This is a genomic window from Pseudoalteromonas phenolica (genome assembly GCF_005876835.1).
Lineage (GTDB): Bacteria > Pseudomonadota > Gammaproteobacteria > Enterobacterales > Alteromonadaceae > Pseudoalteromonas > Pseudoalteromonas phenolica_B.
Genome location: NZ_PPSW01000009.1, coordinates 13,459 through 39,978, shown reverse-complemented (window position 1 = coordinate 39,978; position 26,520 = coordinate 13,459). Strand labels below are relative to the sequence as shown.

Annotated in this window: 20 protein-coding genes; 6 read left to right on the top strand and 14 right to left on the bottom strand. The window is 42.7% G+C overall.

Features of this window, described 5'->3' with window-relative positions; translation table 11 throughout:
• Positions 1–58 precede the first annotated feature (58 nt).
• The 3 genes from cysI to C1E24_RS07020 all read left to right on the top strand — a co-directional run bounded on the left by cysI (position 59) and on the right by C1E24_RS07020 (position 3,471).
• Positions 59–1,777, top strand: coding sequence for an assimilatory sulfite reductase (NADPH) hemoprotein subunit (gene cysI, locus C1E24_RS07030; protein ID WP_138480066.1), 1,719 nt, complete (start codon positions 59–61; stop codon positions 1,775–1,777).
• A gap of 45 nt (positions 1,778–1,822) precedes the next feature.
• The gene (locus C1E24_RS07025) at positions 1,823–2,563 is read left to right on the top strand and encodes a phosphoadenylyl-sulfate reductase (protein ID WP_138480064.1); all 741 of its coding nucleotides are present in this window, start codon (positions 1,823–1,825) and stop codon (positions 2,561–2,563) included.
• A 377-nt stretch (positions 2,564–2,940) separates the two neighbouring features.
• Positions 2,941–3,471, top strand: coding sequence for a DUF4124 domain-containing protein (locus tag C1E24_RS07020; protein WP_240721960.1), 531 nt, complete (start codon positions 2,941–2,943; stop codon positions 3,469–3,471).
• 64 nt (positions 3,472–3,535) lie between these two features.
• On the opposite strand, the gene C1E24_RS07015 is transcribed toward C1E24_RS07020, so the two are convergent.
• Together C1E24_RS07015 and C1E24_RS07010 are read right to left on the bottom strand one after the other, a co-directional pair.
• Positions 3,536–4,621, bottom strand: coding sequence for a metallophosphoesterase (locus tag C1E24_RS07015; protein WP_138480062.1), 1,086 nt, complete (start codon positions 4,619–4,621; stop codon positions 3,536–3,538).
• A 109-nt stretch (positions 4,622–4,730) separates the two neighbouring features.
• On the bottom strand, positions 4,731–7,757 hold the full coding sequence (locus C1E24_RS07010; protein ID WP_138480061.1) for a TonB-dependent receptor plug domain-containing protein: 3,027 nt from the start codon (positions 7,755–7,757) through the stop codon (positions 4,731–4,733).
• Between the two features lie 330 nt (positions 7,758–8,087).
• On the opposite strand from C1E24_RS07010, the gene C1E24_RS07005 reads away from it, so the two are divergent.
• The gene (locus tag C1E24_RS07005; protein ID WP_138480059.1) at positions 8,088–10,172 is read left to right on the top strand and encodes a winged helix-turn-helix domain-containing protein; all 2,085 of its coding nucleotides are present in this window, start codon (positions 8,088–8,090) and stop codon (positions 10,170–10,172) included.
• 50 nt (positions 10,173–10,222) lie between these two features.
• On the opposite strand, the gene C1E24_RS07000 is transcribed toward C1E24_RS07005, so the two are convergent.
• The 5 genes from C1E24_RS07000 to ahpC form a co-directional block, all read right to left on the bottom strand.
• Positions 10,223–10,453 carry a hypothetical protein gene (locus C1E24_RS07000; protein WP_138480057.1) on the bottom strand — a complete coding sequence of 77 codons (231 nt, stop codon included), beginning with the start codon at positions 10,451–10,453 and terminating at the stop codon, positions 10,223–10,225.
• A gap of 74 nt (positions 10,454–10,527) precedes the next feature.
• The gene (locus C1E24_RS06995) at positions 10,528–11,847 is read right to left on the bottom strand and encodes a trypsin-like serine protease (protein WP_240721959.1); all 1,320 of its coding nucleotides are present in this window, start codon (positions 11,845–11,847) and stop codon (positions 10,528–10,530) included.
• Positions 11,848–12,097: 250 nt separating this feature from the next.
• A complete protein-coding gene (locus C1E24_RS06990; RefSeq protein WP_058028442.1) occupies positions 12,098–12,751 on the bottom strand; it encodes an XRE family transcriptional regulator in 654 nt (217 codons plus the stop codon).
• A gap of 219 nt (positions 12,752–12,970) precedes the next feature.
• The gene (ahpF, locus tag C1E24_RS06985; RefSeq protein WP_138480055.1) at positions 12,971–14,548 is read right to left on the bottom strand and encodes an alkyl hydroperoxide reductase subunit F; all 1,578 of its coding nucleotides are present in this window, start codon (positions 14,546–14,548) and stop codon (positions 12,971–12,973) included.
• Between the two features lie 224 nt (positions 14,549–14,772).
• Positions 14,773–15,342, bottom strand: coding sequence for an alkyl hydroperoxide reductase subunit C (gene ahpC / locus C1E24_RS06980; RefSeq protein WP_138480053.1), 570 nt, complete (start codon positions 15,340–15,342; stop codon positions 14,773–14,775).
• Between the two features lie 386 nt (positions 15,343–15,728).
• On the opposite strand from ahpC, the gene C1E24_RS06975 reads away from it, so the two are divergent.
• Positions 15,729–16,796, top strand: coding sequence for a glycosyltransferase family 4 protein (locus tag C1E24_RS06975; RefSeq protein ID WP_138480051.1), 1,068 nt, complete (start codon positions 15,729–15,731; stop codon positions 16,794–16,796).
• An 87-nt stretch (positions 16,797–16,883) separates the two neighbouring features.
• On the opposite strand, the gene C1E24_RS06970 is transcribed toward C1E24_RS06975, so the two are convergent.
• The 6 genes from C1E24_RS06970 to C1E24_RS06945 form a co-directional block, all read right to left on the bottom strand.
• The gene (locus tag C1E24_RS06970; protein WP_138480049.1) at positions 16,884–17,429 is read right to left on the bottom strand and encodes a hypothetical protein; all 546 of its coding nucleotides are present in this window, start codon (positions 17,427–17,429) and stop codon (positions 16,884–16,886) included.
• Positions 17,419–17,640 carry a helix-turn-helix domain-containing protein gene (locus C1E24_RS06965; RefSeq protein WP_138480047.1) on the bottom strand — a complete coding sequence of 74 codons (222 nt, stop codon included), beginning with the start codon at positions 17,638–17,640 and terminating at the stop codon, positions 17,419–17,421. Before C1E24_RS06965 ends, C1E24_RS06970 begins: the two co-directional genes overlap by 11 nt.
• A 2-nt stretch (positions 17,641–17,642) precedes the next feature.
• Positions 17,643–18,137, bottom strand: a complete 495-nt coding sequence (locus tag C1E24_RS06960) for a hypothetical protein (protein WP_138480045.1) — start codon at positions 18,135–18,137, stop codon at positions 17,643–17,645.
• 108 nt (positions 18,138–18,245) lie between these two features.
• Complete coding sequence (locus C1E24_RS06955; RefSeq protein WP_138480043.1) at positions 18,246–19,265, bottom strand: metal-dependent hydrolase; 1,020 nt, start codon at positions 19,263–19,265, stop codon at positions 18,246–18,248.
• A 65-nt stretch (positions 19,266–19,330) separates the two neighbouring features.
• Positions 19,331–20,686, bottom strand: coding sequence for a sigma-54-dependent transcriptional regulator (locus C1E24_RS06950; protein ID WP_138480041.1), 1,356 nt, complete (start codon positions 20,684–20,686; stop codon positions 19,331–19,333).
• Positions 20,679–22,082 (bottom strand): sensor histidine kinase, encoded by a 1,404-nt coding sequence (locus C1E24_RS06945; protein ID WP_138480039.1) that lies wholly within the window; start codon positions 22,080–22,082, stop codon positions 20,679–20,681. Before C1E24_RS06945 ends, C1E24_RS06950 begins: the two co-directional genes overlap by 8 nt.
• A gap of 323 nt (positions 22,083–22,405) precedes the next feature.
• On the opposite strand from C1E24_RS06945, the gene C1E24_RS06940 reads away from it, so the two are divergent.
• Complete coding sequence (locus C1E24_RS06940) at positions 22,406–23,008, top strand: hypothetical protein (protein ID WP_138480038.1); 603 nt, start codon at positions 22,406–22,408, stop codon at positions 23,006–23,008.
• Between the two features lie 73 nt (positions 23,009–23,081).
• Here C1E24_RS06940 and C1E24_RS06935 read toward each other — a convergent pair whose 3' ends face one another.
• On the bottom strand, positions 23,082–26,372 hold the full coding sequence (locus C1E24_RS06935; RefSeq protein ID WP_138480036.1) for a methyl-accepting chemotaxis protein: 3,291 nt from the start codon (positions 26,370–26,372) through the stop codon (positions 23,082–23,084).
• Positions 26,373–26,520: the final 148 nt, after the last annotated feature.

Here is a 26,520-nt window from a genome sequence, read left to right as displayed (position 1 = left end):
GCAAGTGCTAGTACTAGTACACCACACTGACCGTCACAGTAGAATTTTAGGATAAGCCATGAGCACAGATTACAAACCTAACAGCAAGCTAGACCCAAATGCCAAGTTTGCTGATAACGAAAGACTAAAAACACAAAGTAACTTTTTACGCGGTACGATTACAACGGATTTAAAAGACCAGCTTACAGGTGGTTTTACAGCGGATAACTTCCAGCTGATCCGTTTCCACGGTATGTATCAGCAGGATGACCGTGATATTCGTCCAGAGCGTACTAAGCAAAAACTTGAGCCAATGCACAACGTGATGCTTCGCGCACGTATGCCTGGTGGTATTATCACGCCTAAGCAGTGGTTAGCGATTGATGAGTTTGCTGGCGATAAAACTATTTACGGCAGTATTCGTCTAACAACGCGTCAAACATTCCAATTCCACGGTGTGTTAAAGCCGGGCATTAAAGAAATGCACCAAATGCTAAACAGCGTTGGCATTGACTCAATTGCAACTGCCGGTGACGTTAACCGTAACGTACTATGTACGACTAACCCAGTTGAGTCTGAGTTACACCAAGAAGCTTACGAGTGGGCAGCGAAGATTTCTGAGCATTTACTACCACACACTAAGGCGTATGCTGAAATTTGGTTAAACGGTGAGAAGACAGAAACAACAGAAGAGCCAATTTTAGGTTCAACTTACTTACCACGTAAGTTCAAAACGACAGTGACGATTCCACCAAATAACGAAGTAGACGTTCACGCAAATGACCTTAACTTTGTAGCGATTGCAGAAGACGGCAAACTAGTTGGTTTTAACGTACTAGTTGGTGGTGGTCTTGCTATGACCCACGGTGATGTAAACACATACCCTCGTAAAGCGGATGATTTTGGTTTTATCCCGCTTGAGCACACGCTAAAAATTGCTGAGCACGTCGTATCTGTACAGCGTGACTGGGGTAACCGTGTTAACCGTAAGAATGCAAAAACTAAGTACACCTTAGATACATTTGGTAGTGATGCATTTAAAGCAGAAGTAGAAAACCGCGCCGGCGTTAAATTTGAAGACAGTCGTCCATATGAGTTTAAATATCGTGGCGACCGTATTGGCTGGGTAGAAGGTATTGATGGTAAGCACCACCTAACGCTATTTATCCAAAGTGGTCGTATTCTAGATTACCCGGGTCAGCCACTTAAAACGGGTTGTCGTAAGATTGCTGAAATTCACCAAGGTGATTTCCGCATGACAGCTAACCAAAACTTAATTGTTGCCGGTGTACCTGCCGATCAAAAAGACATCATTGAGCAGATTGCCCGTGAGCATGGTTTAATTGACGATTCACACTCTGAACAGCAAAAGAATTCAATGGCGTGTGTGGCATTACCGACATGTCCGCTTGCAATGGCTGAAGCAGAGCGTTACTTGCCAGAGCTTATCGAGAAAACAGAAGCGATTTTAGCTAAGCACGAAATCCCGAATGACGACATCATCATGCGTGTTGTTGGTTGTCCAAATGGCTGTGGTCGTGCGATGTTGGCTGAAATTGGTTTTGTCGGTAAAGGCCCAGGTAAATACAACGTTTACCTAGGTGGTAACCGTGAAGGTACGCGCGTACCTAAGCTTTACCTAGAAAACGTGGGTGAAGATGTTTACCTACCAGCATTAGATGAATTAATTGGCCAATGGGCTAAAGAGCGCAATGAAGGCGAATGTTTTGGTGATTTCGCTATCCGCAAGGAAATCGTTGCCGAAGTGAAAGTTTCTAAAACAGACTTCCACGCTTAAGAAATCATTGAGTTGGCAGGCAAGCCTGCCAACCTAGGAACAAGCATGAGTAATTTTAAACAATTATTAGAGTTAGAAGGCGAAGCGCAAAAAGCGTTACTTGCCGAAGCGAATGCTTTGTTAGAGCCAATGACACCGCAACAGCGTGTGGCATGGGCGCTTGAAAACTTGCCCGATACGGCATTTTTATCTTCAAGCTTTGGTATTCAAGCGGCAGTTATGTTGCACTTGGTTTCAACTGAGAAGTCAGATATTCCAGTGGTATTAACTGATACTGGCTACTTGTTTCCAGAAACTTACCAGTTTGTAGATTACTTAACAGAGCGTTTAGACTTAAATTTAAAAGTATATCGTTCACCAATGAGTCCAGCTTGGCAAGAAGCTAAGTACGGTAAGCTTTGGGAGCAAGGTCAAGAAGGCATTAAACAATACAACACCTTAAACAAGGTGGAGCCTATGACTCGTGCTATCGAAGATATTGGTGCAAAGACTTGGTTCAGTGGCTTACGTCGTGATCAGGCATCAAGTCGTGCTGACAAACAAGTACTTGAGATCAGCCGAGGTATTGTAAAAGTGTACCCGATCATCGAGTGGAGCAACCGCGACGTGTATATGTATTTGACCAAGCATGATCTACCGTATCATCCGCTTTGGGACGAAGGGTATGTGTCGATGGGCGATGTGCATACTACCCGTAAGTTAGAGCCAGGTATGACAGAAGAAGAAACACGCTTCTTCGGCCTTAATCGTGAGTGTGGTCTACACATTGACGGTGACGGTATCTAAAAACTCATATTGAAAAGTTCTTATTTAACCTGAATTCAGGTTATTTAAATGGCGAATTGTTAGAAACTAGTCTAAACATACAGCCATTAATAATTTTGCCTTGATGTAAATAAAAAGCACAGGCCTCAAAGCCTGTGCTTTTTTATTCCACATTTCCTGTTGATACCAATCAGTCGTAATACTTAAACAATTTGAGGTACTAAAACTGACGCTTGCTATGTTAAAAACTTCTCATTTAGAACAACTAAATCACGAAGTTTTTGCCTGGCAATCGCCAAATTTTATCAGCCTCAAAATTGCTCACTAAATTACACTAATTGGTATAATATCTATAACCAAACTAAAATAATAAAGAGTCGATACGACGGAGTGTTCTCGTGGGTTATAAAGCATATATGATGATTATGGTGATGCTGATTGGTGTGGCATCATTGTTTGTAATTAAGCGTCCTGACGGTCAACCATATCTGTCTATTGATGCAATCTTCAATAAAGTTGAAAATGATACGCAAAGCTTATTAGACGAGTCTAAACGCCACTTAAATAAAGCAGTAGATTACGCCAAACAAGCAACCACTGATGAGAACCAAACTACAAAACAGCCAACCATTTATAAATGGCAAGATGAAAATGGCAACTGGATTTACTCAGACCAACCAAACCCAAAAGGCAACAGCCAAACTCATCAACTTGACCCTAGTAAAGTCACCATCATGGCCGCTGAAGATACGTCAATTTTATATAAAGACAAACAAACCGCTGAGAGCGAATCATTGAAAGCCAACGCAATGAATCCGCAAGATGTCAAAGAGCTGATGAAGAACACTAAAAACATTCAAAAGCTAATGGACGATAGACAAAAGCAACTAGATGCTGTTACTGAGGGTAAGAAAGAAAAAGGGAATTAGATAGTGATATGGGCGAAGTTGCTTCAAGTATCCTTCGCCCCAGTTAACTATCTGGATTACAAAACTATTTCAGCTTCTTCCTCTCGCCTTCTAACGTGCCACGCTCATGTTTACCATTTTCAATAAATAACACTTCGCCATACTTGCCGCGTTTAATACTACTATCGATGGCAATCACTTTACCTTTAAAGCGGGTTTCGATTTTTTTCTGAGAGGTGTGACCAACAACGATGTGATTCACATCGAAATGCTTTAATAATAAATCCAGTTCTTCAGCAGTAGCACCGTCGTCTTTAAAGTAGCCGCGATACCAAATTGGGCCATGGGTTTTATGTAAGTAACGGGCAAAGCCTTTACGTTTCTCCAGCAGTTCTTTTTCAACAAGGTGAGACTTAAAGGTTTTGTTTATGGTGTCTAAAGTAACCTTATCTTCAGCGAGCTGCGGATGAAAACCACCATGGGCATATAAGTGGTCGTTGATTTTTACCAGCACAGGCTTACTACGCAGCCAACGACCTAAAATGGTATCTTGATTAAATAACTGGTCGAAAGGTGTCTCTAGCAGCTTTTCTGCTTTGACATATTTAGGATGTAAATAACGCAAGTCGCCATTTAAAACCATGACTTCATGGTTACCTAGCAGTAGATGAATTTTACCGCCGGCTTGCTCGGCTTGCTTTTCTAGGTCGTGAATAAACCAAAGGATTTCAGTTACCTTTTCGCCACGGTCAAAAATATCGCCGGTTATTACAAAATGGCCATCACCGAACGCCCACTGGTTTTGCGCGTTAATGATGCCATTATTTTTAAGTAAAGTGAGCATCAGATCATACTGTCCGTGTAAATCACTGAGGGCCGCTACGCGTTTAACACCTTGGAACTCAATTAACTGCTCATCAAAAGTTAGCTGCGAAGTGTTTGCCGTTAAACCGCAATCAGTAAATCCATAGGGCAGGGAGACCCCTTCAAGATTGACCTTTTTGCGTTTAACTTGGTCATTGCAAATCCAATTGACTGTTAATGCACTGGCGTGCACGTCAATGTATGGACCGTCAGAAATGACTTCTTTGCTGGTCGATTCTGCAGCGCTGATTTGTGAAGCAAATATCAGTGAGGCACACAGTGTGATGCGAAAGCGGCTTTTTATCATTATTTTTATCCTGTTTAAATTGGCGAGTGTCAGTTTTTTTCTTAGAAAAGAAACAGCCTTGATTACACGCTTTTTGAGGCTATCAAGGCTGCTGTTCTAATGCTAAAAATTAAAACTTAATTTCTGCGCCTAAGTAGCCAAAGCGACCCATACCTGTGCCATATCGGCTATAGAAGTTACCACGACCGCCCGGCATAAAGTCACCCTTGTCATCTAGTAGGTTGTTAATACCACCAAACACGCGTAACTCAATGTCAGCTGCCAAGTCTGTATTATATGATACAGATACATCGTGACGCATATAGCTGCCATATTTGTGATATGCCAGCGCTTCAGGGCTAGCGATACAGCCATTGTCTTCTTCAGTTGATGCACAGCGCTCAGCATTTCGCTCTAGTGCAGCGGTGTATTCTCGCTCACGGCTTAGGCTATCAGTAAATGACCCTAAATATTTCATCGCATAACGAACTCGCCACTCATCTAGACGCCAAACTACTGAGGCTGATAATTTGTCTTTTGAGCTACCATAGCCTGCATAGTCATCGGTCTCTAGGCCATCTAAACCAAGGTAAGTGGTTGAGCTTTCAAGAATATGGTTATAGTCCGCTTTAAAAGATAAGCGACCTAAGGTTTCAAAGTCGTATTTATACTCGATGGCGACATCGATACCACGGCTACTGACTTCGTCTAAGTTATCTTCACGTTGTACGATTTCGGTAATATTACCCTCATCATCACGGCTTATTTCATTACAGAAAGGGTTACTACTGCCAAATGCGGCGCTTGAATCGTAACACTCTTGTAAGATGCGTTCATTAGAGATCACCGAGATAGCGCCTTCAATGGCAATATCATAATAATCAACGGCAATTTGCAGGTCTTCAATGGCACTTGGCGCCATAGTAAAACCAAATGTGAAGGTGTCAGCCGTTTCTTCTCTTAGGTTGGCATTACCTGCATTTGGTGAGTATTTACTACCTGAGCTTGGATCGAATTCAAAGTCCGGGTCTTCAGCCAGTAAAGCCGTGAACACAGGGTCTTGACGACATTTATCATGCCCTGCATTGGTCGAAGTTGCCGTTAAGCCCTCACAAATGTCAGTAAAGCTATCGTAGTCACCGCGAGCAGGAGACATCAGTTCAGTGATAGTCGGAGCACGTTGCGCACGGGCAAAGTTAGTACGAATAGTCAGATCTTCAATAGGTTGCCACAATATGCCTAACTTATAGCTAGGCACTGTGCCTACGGCATCTATGCTGTATTTTGCTAAGCGTAGCGAGGTTTCGAGAGAAAGGTTTTTCGCTAGTGGCGCATCTTTAAGTAGCGGCACATCAAATTCAGCAAAACTCTCGTAGACATCGATAGAGCCTTCAAACTGGGGTACAACATTAAAGGTAATACCGCCTTCACGCATACCAATACTGGTTTGAAGATCTTGTTTATCTTTACGATATTCACCACCAAATACTGCCGATACGGCACCGGCTGGTAGCTCAAACAGCTCACCGGTCATGTAACCAACAATGTTAGTTTGATCAATATAGGTATTGATTTCAGGATTAACGCGGATCCAGTCAGCCATTTCTGGAGTGATAGAGCCCTCACCAAATAGATTGATTGGCACACAACCAGCTACACGTGCTGCCTCGTCTTTACATTGAATGGTTCCATCAGCAAGCTTTTCAGCATTTAGGGCATGGCTTAGTTTACGCACATCGAGTTCGTTATAACGCAACTGCTCTTGGTGGAATTTACCTAGACCGACTGACACATCCCAATCCCACTCTCCGTCGAATGCAGTGCCTTTCAAGCCAGCCCATGAACGTATGGTGGTACGTGTGTTATCGGTGGCAATATTACCGACTTCATTGAAGCGTCTGTCCCAATAAATACGATCTTTGTAAGGTTCACTATCAAGAATGGCTTGTGGAACGAATGGGTTATCTAGCGGAATATAACCAGGTTTAATACGGCCTAAGCGTTCTCCGGTTTCTGGATCATAAATGGTCTGGCTTGCACCTTCATACTCATCTTCTGGTGACTTGTCGTTGAATGATTCATCGATACTGAGTTGCACCTGACCATAAAAGCTAACATCATCAGTTAGTTCATAATCAACCTTACCTGCGATAGAAAAACTGTCATTTGGTACTTTTAACATCACATATTGACGTGTATTGAGACCGTAAATTTCTTCGTTGTCTTTCCAGTCGTCGCGCAATGTTTGACCGTCATACCAAAATTGTTTGTCATTTTTCGAGTTTTCTAAGAATACGCCACCTGGAATGCCGTCACTCTTACTTACCCAATCAGCCTGAGTGATGTCACGCATACACTGGTAACCTGTTGCGGTCTGCATCTGGTTACACATTTCGCTTTCACTGTAGCGGTATGCATCTTCAATTTGAGCGCGTTCGCGATCGAAGAAGCTCATACCAAATTGTCGATCCCAGTTTGCACTGACAAAAGCATAGCCACGACCATCATCAAAGCTGCTACCAAAATCAAAATCTAGCGTGAATTCTTTGCCGCCGCCATCAAATGACTCACCAGTACGCGTCTTAAATGTTGCGCCTTCTTTGTCAGTTTGTGTGATGATATTTACAACACCGGCAACCGCATCGGCACCATAAGTGGCTGATGCACCGCCACTGATCACCTCAATGCGTTGTACCATACCACTTGGAATGGTACTTAGGCTGACCACGTTACCGCTGTAACTGTTTGATACGACGCGGCGTCCATCAATAAGGGTAAGTGTTCTATCTGAACCTAAGCCTCGCAGGCTGATAGACGAGATACCCGTCGACGCTACACTCGATTGGCTGGTGGTGTTACTGATAGAGGCATTAATTGAAGGAATATTATCGACTAGAATTTCAGACAGAGAGCCTAAGCCAGTATCTGAAATTGCATCTTTATTCATAGTCACTAGTGGTGTGGCGACACTAAAACTATCTCGTTTAATACGTGAACCGGTGACAACAATCTTCTCAACTTTCTCTTCTTCTTGCTCTATTGTCGTTTGGTTTTGTTTTACTTTTACGGCATCTAAATCATTTTGCTGTGCATGGGTGCTGAATACGGCACCAAATAGGGCGGCTTGCACGGCAACGCAAAGTTGCTTCTTGTTCATGGTTGTTCCCGTTTTGATGAGTTAACTTGTTAAAGTGATGTCTGTTTTTGTGTTGTGTTTCTTATACCTTGATGATCAAGGACACATGAGACTTGATAAATTGCCCTCCTAACTCAACCTCGGGAACATCCGATTTATCTCTTTTTTATATCTTTTTATTACTTTTCATAATCTTGTGAATTGTTAAGTAAAATTATTTGTTGCAATTAAATAACTCTAGCTACTCCCTGTTTTTTATAAATAAGGTAAGATAAAACTATTCGCCCGCACTGAATAAATATGAATAAAAAGTAGCGGTTGCAAGTCAAGTGGTTAAGTAGAGCGAAGAACATGCAGTATGAAAAGTCGTTTCAGTTGGGTCCGTATCAAGTGTTTATTGATGAACACTTGGTGGTGCTGAATGGCGAAAAGGTAGCGGCTCAACCGAAAGTGATGGAGCTATTACAAGTTCTAGTACAACGATACCCTGAAGTTGTGAGTCGCAATGAGCTGATTGAAGGCGTATGGCATGGTAATGAAATCATCGGTGAAAAAGCCCTCACCAACACGATTTGGCAGCTTAGACAATTATTTGCTCACCCAAGTGCACCCCTTGATGTTGTTGAAACGATCCGTAAAAAGGGCTACAAGCTGACACTAACACCCGAGCCCCTGAGCTTATCCTCAGAAACAATTAAACCAGCGTCACTGATTGAGAAAAAGTCTTACAAATATCAAGTTGCTTTTGGCTTAGTGTGCATAATGATGGTTTTAGTGGCTTGGTCCTTCTTGAAGTCTCCCATTGAAGCGCCTGTAAAGTCAGCCTCTCAAATAGATGAAATCACGAAAATGCCGGGCAGTGAATTGCGCCCGAGTCCTTCACAAGACGGTAAACAGTTAGCGTTTATTTGGCAGCAGGGGCAAGACAGTCAGCTTTATTTAAAAGATTTAACCCACCCCAACGTACCTATTAAGCAGCTGACCTTTTCAGATAAAAGACCTTGGAAAGCAGTCTGGAGCCCCGATCAGCAATATTTATATTTTGCTCAGAAGAATAGCCAAGCGTGTGAAATTGTTCGACTCTCTTTAGCTGACTTAGAGCAGTTGGTTTTGACCAGTTGCCCGACTGATTCTGGTTATAACTATATTGCGATCAGCCCAGACGGTAAAACCTTGGCGTTTAATGGCAAAGCACCTTTGGCGTCGCAAGATGGTATTTACTTGCTCGATTTAAGCCAAGACGACGCAACACCTGAGCGGCTGAGTTGTGATACAGAGTGTGACTTGAGAGATCGAGATGTGGCTTTTTCGCCTGATGGGCAGTATTTAGCGGTCACACAGCGTAAAAGCACGTCAGAAGAGCGCTTGAGTCTTTATCATCTAGGTAAGAAGGAGTTCCAAATATTGGACTCAAGTCATGCAGATATCGTTGGTATGAGCTTTCATCCGAATGGTCAATACTTGGTATATGGTGCACAAGCTGCGGATAAACGTCGTGGCTATGTCGTTGACTTAGAGACTAAAGCACAAACCAAGTTGGCTCCGAGAGGCTTTAGCTACCCCCATTTTGATGACTCTGGGAACTTGTATTACCAGAAACGTCGAGAGAATTATTTTATCGCCAGTTTTGCATTAGACAGTGAAGTAATGTCTATGCCATCGCCGTTAATTGAATCTCACTATTCAAACCAGTACCCGTCTTTATCACGCGCGCATGAAAAATTAGCATTTCTGTCAAATGAATCAGGGTATTATGAGCTATGGCTGGCGAACTTAGATGGCACGGGTCGAGAACAAATCACTCAGTTACATCGTAACTTACGCTACCCAAGTTGGTCTTTGCAAGGTGATAAACTACTCGTCGTGAGTTCAGATGAAGCCGATGGCCACGATAAGCTCTATGTGTTCGATTATGGCTCGAAGCAATTACGTCGTCTTGATTTATCTTTTGGCAAAATAGGCCGACCGTTTTGGCATGGTAACGGGCAAGATATCGTGATCCGTCAATCAACAGATGAAGGGTGGCAACTATTTCGCCTAAATGTTGAAACCATGGCACTTTCAGCTCTGTTAACTAAACCAGCCCGATCCGGGCAGTATATTTCTGAGCATGAACTGCTGTTTGTTAATGGTAAAGGTTTATGGATAAAGCAAGGTGAGAAGCAGGCGTTGTTAATTGCAAAAGCGCAATTTAATACCCGATATGCTTGGCTAGCGACGCCAGAAAAGGTCTTCTATAAGCACTTGGGCGACGACTATAACTTTATTCATGCTTACGATTTAAATAGTAAAACCACTGAAAAGTTATTGCGATTGCCTAAATCAAGTTTTAGTAAAGCGGCTCCGTTTGTCTTTGATGAGACAACACAAGCACTGCTATTTACTCAGAGTTTAACGCCACAATCAGACATTAACCGTCTAACTATAAAAAACTAAGGCGTGAATGTATGCACTTACGCCTTAATCGACTGCTCAAAGTGTTCTAATTAAACACCCTGACACTGACCTTGCTTACATTGCTGTAGCAGGTGGTTGTAGAGACCTTGGCTTGATGCACAAGCTGAGCCGCCACCTACACGGGCACAAAATGACAGTTGTTGTTGCTTAGCCCATGCACTGCAATTACTTGAGCAAGGCGTTGCAGCTACAACTGCAAGTGACGCTGTGGTGATAAAACTTAAGCTAGCAGCGGCAATGAGTTTGGTGATTTTAGACATGATCTTTCCTTATTTGTCAGTAGGTTTAACTTTGTTTTATATCAAAAGGGGAGCACACTCCCCTCGGCTTACTATTACTTACAGCTCGGATCATTACCGATTAGCTGCCAAACTTGTGAAGAGCCAGGCTTTTCATCTAGCGTCCACCACTTTGCTTCGTACACTTTGCCGTTGTAAGTTACACGGTCAGGTTTACGATAAACGGTATTGGCATCCCAAGAGCCTGCACATACAGGAATATCAGCTGCTTTTGCAGAAATAGATCCTGCGTGATTAGTGTTGCTGCCAGCTTCTGTAAATTCAAAGGTCACGCCTGCGGTACCAGACTGAGTGGCTGTGAATTCTACATTGACACTACAATTATCATTTTGGCTCAGTGTGCGGTTGCTACAAGTATCAGAAGTCACAACCAGACCACTTGTTACACCACTGCCGCGCACTGTAACCGCATTAAGTGCTGATGCTTCACTGCCTGTATTACTGATGTTAAAGCGGTGCGAAACAACTTCATATAATGTGAAGTCAGCTAAGGTTTGGCTTTGCTTATAAACTAGGTTTGAGCCGCCGCCACCGAATTTAATTTCGTCGATCCAACCACTCAGTGCTGCCACATCGGCATATACACCGTATTTACTAGGACGTGCACAGCCGATCCCCCAACTGACTGTACCTAGCTGTACAATCTCGCCGCCGCGGTTGATCACGATAGGGCCGCCACTGTCGCCACTACATGAATCTTTTTGACCTTGTGGGTAGCCTGCACAAAACGCGACGCTGCCTACATTGGCATAATTACCACCTGATTGATTACAGATAGCATCAGAGACAAGTGGCACATCGACTTCTTGGATGAATGAAGGACGACTACCACCTTCTGATAAACGACCTAATCCGGCTACAGATAATAAGTCACCGCTGCGGGCGTATTGGCTTAAAGAGCCTGTTGCCAAACGAACGGCTTGCCCTTGTGTTGGTGTGCGTTCTAGTTTTAATAGCGCGATGTCATAGTTCAACGTGCTGCGGTTATATTGCGGATGCACGTACTTTTCAACAACGCCAATGCGGTCGCCATCTGTGCCACCGAGTCTAAAACCGGCCACTTTTACATCAATAAAGCGGGCTGCTTTACTGCTGACACAGTGCGCGGCAGTCAGAACATAGCCGTCACCAATATAACTACCACCACAAAAAGCAGTCGTACCATTTGAGTTCAAAATTTGAGTATAGAACTGCCAGTTCGCCGTGTTCGCAGGACCACCACCAACAATTTGTGGGGTGATTTCAGCAGTATCCTGTTCAGGAATAAATGGCAAGGTATCGCTTTGTGCTTGGGCTGCAAATACACTTGAAAGCGCAATCGCTAAACTTGTTGTTAATAGGTTGAGTTTTTTCACAACGGGTGTCCTTGTTGTTTTTTTAATCGAGTGGTGATTATGGGTACTGGTTGGTTAAATGCAAATGAAATGTTAATGATTATTTTTCAAGTCAGGGAGTGTCTTTCAGCTTAATCAAGTAAGATATAGCTTTAATGGGAGGTTTATAAAAGAATGAAGAAAGTGGTCTGATTTGATTTTGTTTACATTGTGGTAACTTTGAACGTTTTGCAAGTGACTTACGTCACCTGCATAAGTTTAAAAGCCATTGTTATAAGCTGCGACCACACCAGACAATGCGACCCGCCACACCGTGTTGCTCGGCGTTCTGGCTATCAATTTGCCAGCTTGGGTAAGCATCGTTATCTGATACGACTGCAATATGATCAGATTTTTGCTTTAAGCGCTTTGCCATTAAACCATCTTGGGTTTGAATCACATACACGCCTTCACGACTGACTTGTTGTTGGCTTAAATCAACCAGCACCATGTCGCCATGCTCAAGGGTTGGCAGCATACTGTCACCGCGAATAGACACGAATGCCAAACGGTCGCTGTGCACACCAAGTTGTGAGCTTAACCAGCGTTTATTTAGCGCAAATTGCTCGGTGACATCTTCACTGCCGCCCATGCTACCAAAACCCGCACTGGCCTCAACGTCGAGTTGTGGCACCATTAATAATTCGTCTTGGCTTGATGAAAACGGTTTATCGACGGGCTGCTCGCCAGTTAATAGCCAATTTAAGTCGATACTAAATAGGCCATAAAGGTGTTCAAGGTAGGTCATTGAAGGGCGGCTTAAACCACGACAAATACGATAAATATGCGAAGGTGACTTGCCTGTTAAAATGGCAAATTGGCGTTTGTTACCGCCAGCAAATTGCTCAACCAGCTCCATAAAACGACGAGAAAAAGCCGTGCTCATAATACATCACCTCAACATCTTTAATTTGGCCGCACAGCATAATCTCTGACCTGACACTTGTATAGCCAAGTGCAGTGCAACTGCGGAATAAGTAGTCAGGTTTGGGTTAATTACAGAAAAAAGCAGCCCTTGACCTAACTCTAGGGCTGCTTTGGACTTGCTGGGTGTAATAGCAAGTATTAGGAGTAAATCGGTGCTTGGGTGCAGCTATTTAGTTTATTACGCTGCGCTTGCTTCGGTTTGTGATTCATCGCTGTGGCGAATAAGGTAATCAAAAGCCCCTAAGCTGGCGGTTGCCCCTGAGCCCATGGCGATAATGATTTGCTTAAACGCTGAGTCAGTCACATCTCCCGCAGCATAGACACCACTCATGCTGGTGGCACCGTGTTTATCAACTTCAATTTCACCAAAGCGGCTCAGCTGTACGTCGGTTTCTTTTAAAAATTCACTGTTCGGAATTAAGCCGATCTGTACAAAAATACCGGCTAAGTCTACTTGGTGTTGCTCACCCGATACGCGGTCGGTGTAGCTTAATCCTGTTACACGCTTGCCATCACCGAGTACTTCGGTGGTTTGCGCATTCTTAATAATAGTGATATTCGGCAAGCTGTTGGCTTTGCGAATAAGCACCTCGTCGGCACGTAATGTGTCGACAAATTCTAATACGGTGACGTGCGAGGTAATGTTTGCAAGGTCAATTGCCGCTTCAATACCTGAGTTACCGCCGCCGATCACCGCAACTGGCTTGCCTTTAAATAATGGGCCATCACAGTGTGGGCAGTAAGCGACGCCTTTGCCTTTGTATTCTTGCTCGCCTGGTACATTCATGTTTCTCCAGCGCGCACCGGTTGCCATGATCACTGATTTCGCTTTTAACGTCGCACCTGATTCTAGGGGCACTTCGATGTAGTCACCGCGAGCAATACCCGCAGCGCGTTGGCCTTTCATAACATCGACATCGTATTCTTTAACGTGCTCTTCAAGTTGGGCAACCAGCTTTGGCCCTTCAGTGGCTTTGACTGAAATAAAGTTCTCAATGGCGAGGGTATCGGCAACTTGACCACCAAAACGCTCGGCGACAACACCGGTATTTAAACCTTTACGTGCAGCATAAATGGCTGCCGATGCACCTGCAGGCCCACCACCGACAACCAGTACGTCAAATGGGTCTTTTTCATTGAGCTTCTCGGCTTGTTTGGCCGCCGCGCCTGTGTCTAGTTTATTAAGAATATCGCTCAGTGATAGGGCACCTTGTGAGAATTGCTGACCGTTTAAAAATACACTCGGCACAGCCATGATGTTGCGTGCGTTCACTTCGTCTTGGAACAGTGCGCCGTCGATCATGGTCGCTTTAATATTGCTGTTTCTGGCCGCCATCGTATTAAGCGCTTGTACCACTTGCGGACAAGTTTGGCAGCTCAGAGATATATAGATTTCAAAGTTTAATGGCTCAGTAATGCCATCAATGATGCTCAGTTCTTCTTCAGAGGCTTTGCTTGGGTGTCCACCTGTTTGTAACAGTGCCAATACCAATGAGGTAAACTCATGACCCATCGGAATGCCCGCAAAATCGATGTGTGTATTGCGCTTGGGTGAGCGCACAGACATGTTCGGTGCACGGGTCGCATCACTTTGTTCTGACACTGTGATGTGTGTGCTCAATGAACTTAAATCGTTTGCTAAGCTTTTTAATTCGTTTGATTTGTTGCTGTCATCTAGGGCAAGCACTAGCTCGATAGGATCGGTAATGGCAGCAAAGTGGCTTTGTAATTGCGTTTTAATATTTTGGTCTAGCATGGTGATTGTCCTATTTTTTACTCGTCGCCTTTTGACATGCTTAAGGTAAAGGTTTGAATAAAAGGCTGTTGCTGTAACAGCCTTTAACTGAATAAATTAATATCCAATAGATTTCGTGCTGCACGTAGGCGGCAAGCTTATGAATCCCATGAGCATAGTTTTACTATGTGATTGGGAAGAAGAAGCGTAGCCAACACCCGTGCAGTGCGAAAGATGACGGATAGTTAGATTTTGCCAACTAGGTCTAATGATGGCGCTAATGTTTCTTCGCCTGGCTGCCAAGAAGCTGGACATACTTCACCGTCGTGGTTTGCAATATACTGAGCTGCTTGTACTTTACGTACTAATTCATTTGCAGCGCGGCCGATACCTAGGTCGTGTGTTTCAACTACTTTGATTTCGCCTTCTGGGTTGATTACAAAAGTACCGCGAAGTGCTAACCCTTCTTCTTCAATCATTACACCGAAGTTGCGTGTAATACGACCTGTTGGGTCACCAATCATTGGGAATTGGATTTTCTTAATTGTGTCTGACGCATCGTGCCATGCTTTGTGTGTGAAGTGCGTGTCAGTTGATACTGAGTAAACTTCAACGCCCATGTCTTGAAGTTTTGCGTAATGGTCAGCAAGGTCACCTAGCTCAGTCGGACATACAAATGTGAAGTCAGCTGGGTAGAAGAATACGATTGACCATTTACCTAGTAGGTCTTTTTCACTTACTTCAACGAAGTCGCCATTGTGGTAAGCCGTTGCATTGAATGGTTTGATTTGTGTGTTGATCAATGAAGTAGTCATAATGTTTACTCTCTTAGTTTGTATTTACATCATTTGGGGCATCCTGTTGCTGTGCCCCTTTGCTTGGTAACTAAGATAGAGGGTTTGGGTTTTTAAATAAAATGGATTGTTTTGATTAGTTCAATCGATTTTTGTGAATGTGGCTTGGAATACTTTATGCCTCATTAATTTAAAGCTTTGAGTTTAAACTGATCAGAAAGAGCACATTGGTTTTCTTGATTTAATAAGGTGAGATATACTCCTTTTATTTGATTGTTTGGCTCTAAAATAAAAACACAATAGCGATGAGCGTATTGTGTTTAGCTTTGAGACCTAATTTCATTATTTTGCCAAAGTAACATGGCTTATAGCCCAGATGTCATCAACGTGAGGAAGCTCTGTCTACCATGAAAAAACTAAACATATTGCTGATTACTAAAAACTTCCATATGGGTGGTGCAGAGGTTCATGTATGTGATCTCGCAAATCAGCTATCAGAGTCTGGACATCATGTTGTTCTGATATCAAACGCGGGGGGGCAAACTGAGCATTTGGTACCTCAGGTGGAACATCATGCGCTAAAAGTGAATGATATTAATTATCTGAAAAACTTATTTTTTATTAAAAAGATAATCAAAGAGCAGCAAATTGACATCGTTCACGGTCATCAAAGGTTAGGTATTTCACTCGCAATTATGGCGTCAAAGTTAACAGGCACGCCGAATGTTGCAACGATACATGGCCAGCTCAAATATGATATTCGTTCATTTATGATACGTCGTTGGGTTCAGCAGTTAATTTGTGTACGCAGCAATACCTATGAGCAAACTAAGAAATATCCAAAGCTACATCAAAATTCGTCGCTTATTTTAAATGGTGTACGTCCTTACCCTCTTAGCAAAAATAAAGAACCTTTTACCTTAATGTATGGAAGTCGTATCGATAAACGACACTTTGCGGTTTTGACTATGTTGATCAAGGATGTCTTGCCAGAGTTATATCAACTAAATAATGACGTAAAGCTACTGGTTTTCGGTGAAGGAAAGTTTTCGTCAGAATTAAAAGAACTAATAGAGCAAACTAACTCTTCATTAGGCAAGCAGGTAATTGACTTTAGAGGGTATACATCTGAGCTTGGTTTAGAATACCAGCAAGCTGGTCTTGCACTAGCCTGCGCTCGTTCCGCGATGGACGCATTATGTAATAATACGGCTGTATTGCCTGTCAATGTTCATAATCTTGGTGAGCCAATCACCACGAAAAACTTTTCGGCTTTGATGGCAAATAACTTTGAGCCCACCACTTTTCCAGCACCTACGCCCCAAGGCTTGATCCAGCAAATTTCCAAATATCTAGACAACCCAGCGTATTATCAACAACAAGTAGAGCTTTTACAGCAAGATATTTCTGCAAACTTAACCCTGCAAGGTGCCGTTGAGAAAACACTAAAGTTGTATCAATCATCGTTAGTCTAAAGTAACAAGGTGTGTCTAATACACACAATAATGGATGGCACTGAGTCAGTATCATCCATATCGTTTTCTTGTCATTTTTAGTTTAAATCAGATGTTTTTCTGCTGTGAGCTTAATATTTTAAATTGTTTTAAAATCCGATAAACAATCTCTGTGCAGGCGATAACTGCCAGACCGATACAGCCATAAAATGTCACCTGATCAGGCCAAGTTGCCTCTATAGGAGACTTTTCTAAAATTTGGCACAGCATAACTAAGGTAATTAACAGGCCATAAATAATAAAATACCAAGGCAACTCAAGTTCGTCTTTCCAGTTATATTCTTCAGGTGTGAACTTAACGCCAGCTTCTGGGTTTTGTTGACCATATTCGTAATAGAGGTCGATGGTTTTAGACTCAATTAGACCTTGCGAATTACTGAGTTCTATAACGAGGTTACCTTTTAGTTGAGACACAACCGTGAGTTTGATTTGCAATTGCTCCTCGTTAACCTCAATGCAGTGAGTGCCTTTTGATGAGATGTTTCTTTGCTCTGATACCTTTTCGCCATTCAGATAAATAACCTCTTTGCCAAACATGTTTGCTTCAATGGCAATGATATTATCTTGATAGTTAAATTCAGTATTAATTTTCATCGTTATTGTCCTTTTGAAATTCAATCAAATCACCTGGTTGACACTCAAGTGCATCACAAATAGCGTCTAGGGTACTAAAGCGAATCGCTTTGGCTTTACCACTTTTCAGCACACTGAGGTTTTGTGGCGTAATGCCTATTTGCTCAGCTAACTCACTGGATTTCATTTTCCGTTTTGCGAGCATGACATCTAAGTTAATGATGATAGCCATAATTAAATCGTTAACTCTTGTTCTTCTTCGAGATCTTTGGCGACTTTATTGTTGGCACAGAACACATGCAGTATGTATCCAGCCGTGGCGAGCACTATTTCAATATTGGCAAAGTAATCCATCAAGCTGACCTCGATATCAAAATAAATCATTTCAAGCACGATGCTCAGCATAGGCTTAGCGATAAGCGCATAGAGTAAGATAACTCTGGCGATCAGTAGGTTGGTTTGTAAGCTGATAGCATTAAATACTTGCTGACCCTGCTCATAACTTTTGAGTAATTTAGAAAACACAAGTAGTAGCCCAAGTGCTACTAAGCCATCAGCGCCTAATTGCAGTGCATTTCTAACTTCAACATACAGGTTATCTTGTGGCTCTAGCCCTATGATCAAAAAAACAATTGAGAGCAGGCCTAGAAAACTCCAAACCGCCACTAGGAAGATTGAGCTTTTTAATTGCTTGCGCTCTCGCGCCATATATTTTTTGAATGCGTTCATGTTTTATCCTTAAAAAGTCACTGTTACAGGTAAAGCATAAACGTGTTAAATTTGGAAAACAATAAAAACTTATCGAAAAACGATAAGTTTTTATTGTTTTATGTTTTATTAATCAGCTTTAATTTGTGATAAATCGATATTTGGATTGGTGATCCTATCGAATACTAGGCTTGCTCGACTAAGTGGAGGGCGACTTTGTAGTTGTCTGAAATCGCTTGGTTTAATGCTACTTTCAGCCTGTTTGGCTATCTCAAAAGAAAACACATAAAAGCCTTCTAAGCCCATTCTTAAATCACTAAAAACATAAGTCTGATCTTGTTGATAAACCCCGTATAGGCCTTTGGTAAAATTTTGCAGTAAGGCAATACGTTGGTCTTCACTCAAGGTATCAAGGACATGATTTGCTGTTTTATAAAATCGAGTATCTACCTCATCTACTGAATCAAAAACCGATGCATAAATCTCATAGTGGCCTTGCTCTGTGGTCGCTACGGCGCGCCAAAGCAAAGTATTAAATGGCGAAGGGGTACTTTCGAATTGTTTAAAAGTAATGGCTTGCTTGTCTAATGCCTCTAGTATTTTGCTGTCTATAAAGCATTTTGCCCCTAGGCTCCAAGTCAGATAAAGCGAGCTCACTACCAGTACGGTAGTGTTAATTTTGCTTGCATAGGGTTTTGTACGAGCAAAGCACAGAGCGACAAACGCAAACAGTAAAGGTAGGCTATACATGGGGTCGATGATAAACACGCTGGAAATACCAAACGGATAATTGCTCAGAGGCCAAAGCAGCTGCGTGCCATATACTGTAAAAGTATCGAGCAGCGCGTGGGTGCTCATGATTAAAAATATGGCTAGAGTCCAACGTGTCAGCGACACGGATTTTGCCCAGTTCATTTTTGCAATTAACCAAGCAAATACAGGGCTAAGCAGTAACTGCACAATTAAAGAGTGGCTAAAGCTGCGGTGATAAACAAAGTTTTCGACGTCACCTCCAAAGTTTATCAGTACATCTAAGTCGGGCAGGGTGCCAAAAGCAGCACCGACAAGTAGCGACTTACGACCAAGTTTATTGCCTAAAGTGGCGTAGCCCACGGCACTGCCAAGTAAAATTTGCGTGACTGAATCCAAGTTGTTACTCCCGGTGAACTTTGCTTAAGCAATTAATAGTGCTGTGGTGCGCAATGCGATCTTTTTTAATTTAAATTATGCTTTTCTAGACGATATAAAAACTGCTTGTAGCTAATCCCCAATAGTTTGGCAGCTTGGGTTTTATTGCCACCTTCTCGGTTGAGGGCTTGTTGTAAGCAGTCTTTTTCAAATTCATCCCAATTTAACCCCTCACTTGGTAAGGTAAACAGCCCATTCTTTTGTGACGTGTTAGCCGTGTTGCTTAGGTTTTCCTTTAGTTCATTTTCATCCTGCAGAAGTACAAATTGCTCCAGCGTATTTGAGAGTTGGCGCACATTTCCGGGCCAATTAAAGTTAAGGAGATGCTTTAGTAGTGTGCTGCTCAGTTGGGGGGCTTCAATAGCATATTGCTGACTAAATCGTTTTAAGAAGTGTTCTATTAATCGTGGAATATCTTCTTGGCGTTCTCGCAGTGGTGGCATATGTAACGGCACTACGTTTAAGCGGTAGTATAAATCTTCTCTGAATAAACCATCTTGTACCATTTGTTGCAGGTTTTTATGGCTTGCAGCAAGTACTCGGACATCAATACTATGCTCTTTGGTGTCACCTACCGGCGTCACCACACCTTCTTGTAATAAGCGCAGTAGCTTGGTTTGTACATTGAGGCTCAGCTCTGCCACTTCATCTAAAAATATCGTGCCCTTGTTGGCCGCGGCAAACTTACCGAGTTTATCTTGTGTTGCCCCAGTGTAGGCGCCTTTGAGTGCACCAAAGAGTTCTGATTCGGCTAGGTTTTCAGGAATCGCCCCACAGTTAATGGCAATAAACGCTTGTTTACTACGATTTGAGAGTTGATGAAGCGCACGTGCAGCAAGCTCTTTACCTGTGCCGCTTTCTCCACTGATTAACACTGTGGCGCTGGTGGCACTGACGCGCTCTATACGCTGAAAGACTTTTTGCATACACGGAGCATGGCCAATGATATCGACCAACTGGTTTTGCTCGCTTATTTGCGAGCTGAGCTGCTGGTTGGCAAGACGTAACTGATTAGCCTTATTGGCTTTGGCCAGTGCCAACAGTAACTCTTGGCGCTGAAATGGCTTGCTCAAGTAGTCATCAGCGCCCAGTTCGATGGCTTCAACGGCATGCTCAATTGACCCATAGGCAGTCGCGACGACAATACCAATATGCTTTTGTTGTGCCCGCACGTATTTGATCAAGTCCATGCCCGATAGGTTACCTAGTTTCCAATCGGTAAAGATGAGTTCGATATCTGCATAGTTTTTAAGGGTGACGATGGCATCTTCAACGCTAAAGGCGCTATAAACGTGATAGTTCGCAGCACTTAGCATGGCGCTGATCAGGGTATTTTGCGCTTGGTCGTCTTCAACCAACAAGATAGGTTGGGGTTTAGTCATGAATTGCTCCTTCTTCAAGCGATGACTGCGTTAGTTGCAAGGTAACACGTGCGCCATTTTGTATATTTTGAACTTTTATATCACCCTCATAGTAAAGTTCTGCTAAACGTTTAGCTAAATACAAGCCCATGCCCGCGCCATCGGCTTTGCTGCTCACATGGGGGTCAAATAACTGAGCAAGAATATGCGCTTCAAAACCACCGCCATGATCTTCAACTTCTACAAATAACGTGTTTTGCTCTGAATAGGCTTTCACCTCAATGGTTTGGGTGTTTTGAGTGACTTGCTGCGCCTCAATGGCGTTAACTAACAGGGTGTGCAATATAGCGCGGATCTCAGATTCGGCACCTTGTATAGACAAGTTATCAGCTACTTGAATATTAAGGTCAAAATCAAGTTGGCCTACTTCGAGTTGAATATCTTGTAAAACGGCAGAAATTGGCACAGCTTGCGCTCTAGAAGAGTCCTGATTACTGAGCTGCAACAAAGCGCTGATACTCTTATTTAAATGCGCGATTTTATTATCCGCAATGGTTTTTAAGCTGTCCTTGAGTTGGCTGTCTTGGCTTTGCCAAAATTGCTCAAGCGTGAGGCCCAAAGTATGTAAAGGGTTTCTCAGAGAGTGGGCGATAGCGCGACTGAGTTCGCCGAGCTCCGCCAATTGTTTTTGTTGTTGTAATTGTTTTTCAACTTGGTTCAGTTGTTCGAGCTTAGTGCTGGTGGCATTAAAGCTGTCAATGCAGGTTGCAATTTCACCCACGCCCTGTGCTGGCAGTTGAGTACCAAGCTTACCATCTGATAAATCATTAAAGCCTTGTTTTAACGCGGTAATTGGCTGGGTAAGGCGGTGTACAAAATACAGCATTAAACCAACGGCAATGAGCGTTGATAGAGCAATACTCCAAAGGATGAGCGAAGTGAAGCGTTCGAAGCTATGACTTTGGGTATGGCTGTTGTGTTCAGTGCTAATAATCTTCCTGATACTTTTGTCATCTTCAAAATGAAAAAATATTGAGTTTACTTCATCTTTGAGTGATTCAGCTTTTATCGTAACTACAGGTTTAACCGGCTGAGTCGGTATGGGTGGTTTATTTGGCTCCGGCGCTCCAGTTGGCATCTGAGGCAGAGGTGGTGCAGGGGGTCGCTCTAAGGTGTTCGAAATCGTCACTGTGTCAGATAAAACCACAACTTTAGGAGCGTCGCCATCTAATTTGTGAATGATTTGATTGATATCTTCTCGAGCTTTACCAATCAGTTGCTTAGTGATCACCTTTGATTGTTCTGTGATATCTGCACTGACTTGTGATTTGAAATGCAAGACTAGCAATGTTTGGCTCACGGCGAGTAAAAGAAATATCGCCAAAATACCCAGAATAAAATAGCGTTTAATCGTCACACCCTCTCCCAATTAGATCTTTAAACTGCTTCTACAGCACTTACTACAAGATGCATTCCAAAATGCTAGATCGCAAGTGGTTTGTAAGTTTATGAAATTATGCAGATTAATTAGAGTTTTTTTAAGTGCTTAGATTTTACCTACCTAGTATTCCTGATATCAGCCTTACTTTATCCTGATATCAGGATATTTTTCATTGACCTTTCTAATAAATATTAGTAACACCATGAAAGTATTATAAAAAGTAATTTGGCATGCCTTTTTCTATATCTAGGTCGACATTTTATTTTAGCGTGTATAAATCGCACTATAAGGAGAAGATCATGTTTTCAACCATTAAGTATAAAAAAGTCGCCAAAGCACTTGCTGCTGCAGGTATTGTTTTTGCGGCCAGCAGTTACGCAACAGATAAAGAAGCACTTCATGTGATTAAAGTTAAACAAATCAATGATGATGTCAAAGTGATGGTGAGTGAAGGTCATAATAGTGATGTTCGAGTCATTAAGCTTGATAAAGCAGATCTGAACAGTGAAGTACTTGTTGAAAAGTTGGCCGATTTACCTGATGAAGCACGTCAGAAGATTGAGGAAGTGCTCGAACAAATCGACTTAAATGATAATAAAGTCACTGTCTTTGCCGATAAGGTGGTTCAAAAGCTAGGTAAAGATGGTGAAGTAAACAAAGTGGTATTTGTACAACATGACAGTGAAGATTTTACGCTTCATTTACCACCAGAGCCACCGTTACCGCCAGGCGCACCAAAACCAGTTAAGCCAGCTAAAGCGCCTAAAATCTTTAAGTTCTCGTTTGGTACAGATGGTGAAGGCGATCATGAGTTTAAGTTGATCACGTCATTACTGAAAGAAACCAAGTTAACACCAGAGCAAATTGATGAGCTGCAAACTTTGCTAAATGAAAAATACTGAATTAAAAGTATTAACTGAGTTTGATAAAAGAAAACGGCCCTAATGGGCCGTTTTTTTTGTTTATTGCAGGGTGCTATCGGTTGTAGTGATGCACCAGCAAAGTTGGCTCAGCATAGTCGCTTTCACCTAAATTGAAATACTCTAATGAGCGTCGCATATTATGCGCTTGGTCGGCCATTTGCTTCGCAGCAGCCATAGTTTCTTCAGTAATGGCGGAGTTTTCTTGAATTAGATGAGTCAGTCGTTGTACAACCGTATCAACTTCTCTAATTGCCTGCTGCTGAGTCATAGTCGATTGGTTGATTTTCACAATCGAGTGATTTACTTGTGCAACCGCACCAACAATTTGTTCTAGCTTTTGACCTGAACTATTGGCTAGCTCAGTGCCTTGCTCAACTTTGTCATTTGAGTTGGCAATGATGTCTTTGATCTGTCGGGCTGAAGATGCGCTGCGACCAGCGAGTTCGCGAACTTCATTAGCGACAACTGCGAACCCGCGACCATTATCACCGGCTCTGGCGGCTTCTACCGCAGCGTTAAGGGCAAGTAAATTAGTTTGGAAAGCGATGCCGTCGATAACAGACACGATTTCATTAATGTCTTTGCTCGCCGTGTTAACTTCGTCAATGGCCAATACCGTATCGTGCGATAGTGTGCCACCTTCTTTGGCAATGGCTTCGGCGCTTTCAGCGAGTTCCACAGCTACATCTGATTGGTCGGCAACTTGACCAATTTCATCCAACATATTGCTGGTGCTGGCGCTGGCTTCTTCAAGGTTGGCTGCTTGCTCTTCAGTACGTGAACTTATCTCGGTATTGCTATTGGCGATTTCGCCGGCACTTTGTGAGACTTGGTTAGCAGCAATCTGAATGCCTTGGATCACCTCTGTAAGTTTTGCAATGGTGCTATTCACATCATGCTTAAGGGTTAAGAATACCCCTTGGTAATCACTATTAATTGAGTGTGTTAAATTACCCTGTGCCACTGCGCTAAGCACTTGTGTCACTTCATTGATGGCATCAGAAATGGTATCGGTTGAGCCATTAATGTCTTCTTTAAGTTGTAGTAGCTGGCCTTGTAGATCTGACTCAATCTTCTGAGTGAAGTCACCTTCAGACATGGCCGCCATCACGCTTGCTAGCTCTTGGATCACTTGGTCTAAGGTCAATACTGAGCGGTTGATGTCTTGCTTGAGGGTATTGAGCTGGCCCGTCATTGGAGAATCAATGGTGCGGTCGAAACGGCCGTGACTGATTGCCATCATCACCGCAGAAATTTCGCTCATTGCTTTATCTAGGCTGTTAATCGAGGCATTAATGTCTTGCTTAAGTTGGCCTAGCTCACCTTCAGCGTTACATTCAACGATATGTTTGAAATCACCTTTATTCACAGCAGCCATGACATTGCTGATATCACTAATGATTTCAGCTAAGTTGGCAACACTGAAATTGATATCGTCTTTTAGTGCCTCAAGCTGACCTTGAAGTGGTAAGTTAACACGCTTAGAGAAATCACCCTGACGGATAGCACCCATCACCATATTAATCTCGGCAACGGCACCATTGATGCTTTTCACGGAATCATTCACGCTAACTTTTAGCTCGTTTAGCTTACCTTGTGCTTCAACTTGAATGGTGTCGGTGAAATTGCCTTTAGCCACATTAGCCATAGTCTCAACAATGGCATTCATGGTGCTATCGAGTGAGTTTAAAGAACAATTAATGTTGTCTTTAAGGTGCGCAAGATCCCCTGACATAGGCGCTTGTAATTGCTTGTCGAATTGACCTTGAGACATAGCGCTGATGACATGGTTAATCTCACCAATCGCCACGTCTAAACTATTTGCACAGTTATTGGTTGCTTGCTTAAGGGTGTTTAGTTCACCTTTACATTCAACCTTAATACGGTCATGGAATTTACCGTCAGCCATTTCATTAAGCACGCGATTCGATGCGCTAATTGAAGTTTGCAGTGCTTCTAACAGTGAATTAAACGCCACTGCACAGCGACCAATTTCGTCTTTAGAAGAAACAGGAGCACGAAGCGAGAAATCGCCTTCTTTTTCAACTCGGCGCATCGTGGCCATGAGTTCATGCACTGGCTGTGTAAGTGAACGAGCAAAGAAAATAGCGACAGCGACAATAAAAGCGATGGCAACTGCCAGAATGCCTAACAGTACATTTCTTAATAATGTGACAGCTGAGAAGGCTTCTTTTTCATCTATTTCTGCTAAAAGAGCCCAGTTATTGCCAAATACATCGATATTGCGATAGGCTGAAAGGACAGGTTGACCGTTGTAGTCTGTAATGATTTTTTCACCTTCTTGGCCCGACATAGCGAGTTTGAATGCCTCGGTATTCACACTGCCTTTGTTCGGATACTTAAATGAATTAATCACAGAGTGATTTTCTGGGTCTAAATAAGAGTCTGAACGCATTAAGCCATCGGGACCAACAAGATAGGTTTCGCCGGTTTCACCTAAGCCTTCACGCTCAGTCATGATGCTATTTAATGCGTCGATTGATAACTGAAATACCAGTGTAGCTTGTGGCATACCTTCATAGATAATCGGGGCCGCAATAAAACTGGCAGGTGCATTATACGAAGGTAAGTATTGCTGATAATCGACAAACGCAAAATCAGATTGGCTGAATAAGTCTTTGGCTTCATTAAATACTGAGGCGAGATTACTATTTGCGTATGGGCCGTTATTAAGTGAGGTCGCAAAGTCTAGCTCTTTATAAACAGAGTAAATAACATAGCCGCTTTGATTATCGATAATAAAGATATCGTAGAAGTCATAAACATTAGCTACTTCACTGAAAAAACTATGAAATTTTTGGTGTGCTAGGTCGTAGGCATCATTGTGACCGGTTGAGTCTAGTGCAGACTTTTCACCTAGCGGATGCGGATTGTCAGCAATATAACGAGCCTGTAACTCAAGTGCTCTCGGGCTAAGACCATCTAAGACTGAGCTTGGTACAGAGGTGTTTGGATTTTCTGCTCTGAACTTGCTACTGAAATCTTGCTGATAGTAACGGGTTAAGCTTTGTGGCTTGCTATTTAGCCCTTCAAGCTCATTGAAACTGGCAATAAATGCTTTTGAGGCATCAGCGGTTTTTTGACTGATTGCCAGTGTGTATAAATTATCTTTGACGCTTTCGAAATGCCTAGAAACTGCACTTTTCTTTATTTCACCTACTGCTGCAAGTTGTGAGTAGGCTTGTTGTTCTAACGCGGTAGAAGCTTTATATAGCGCAATTGAAATGATTACCACGATAGGAACTAGGGCCACAGTTAAAAACGCGGCGATGAGTTTTCTGCTCAAATTCAATGAGCGGAAAGACGTCAATGGGCTGGTCATAGCGCATTCCTTTTTAAGATTATATCTTATTTGAGATGGTGACTAATATAGGTGCAAAGTTTAGAACAATTATTAGTTGCGTCTACAGTTATCGTCCGATTTTGTTGCAAATTTAGGTTATTTTTTTATGAATGTAAAAAAGGCCGCT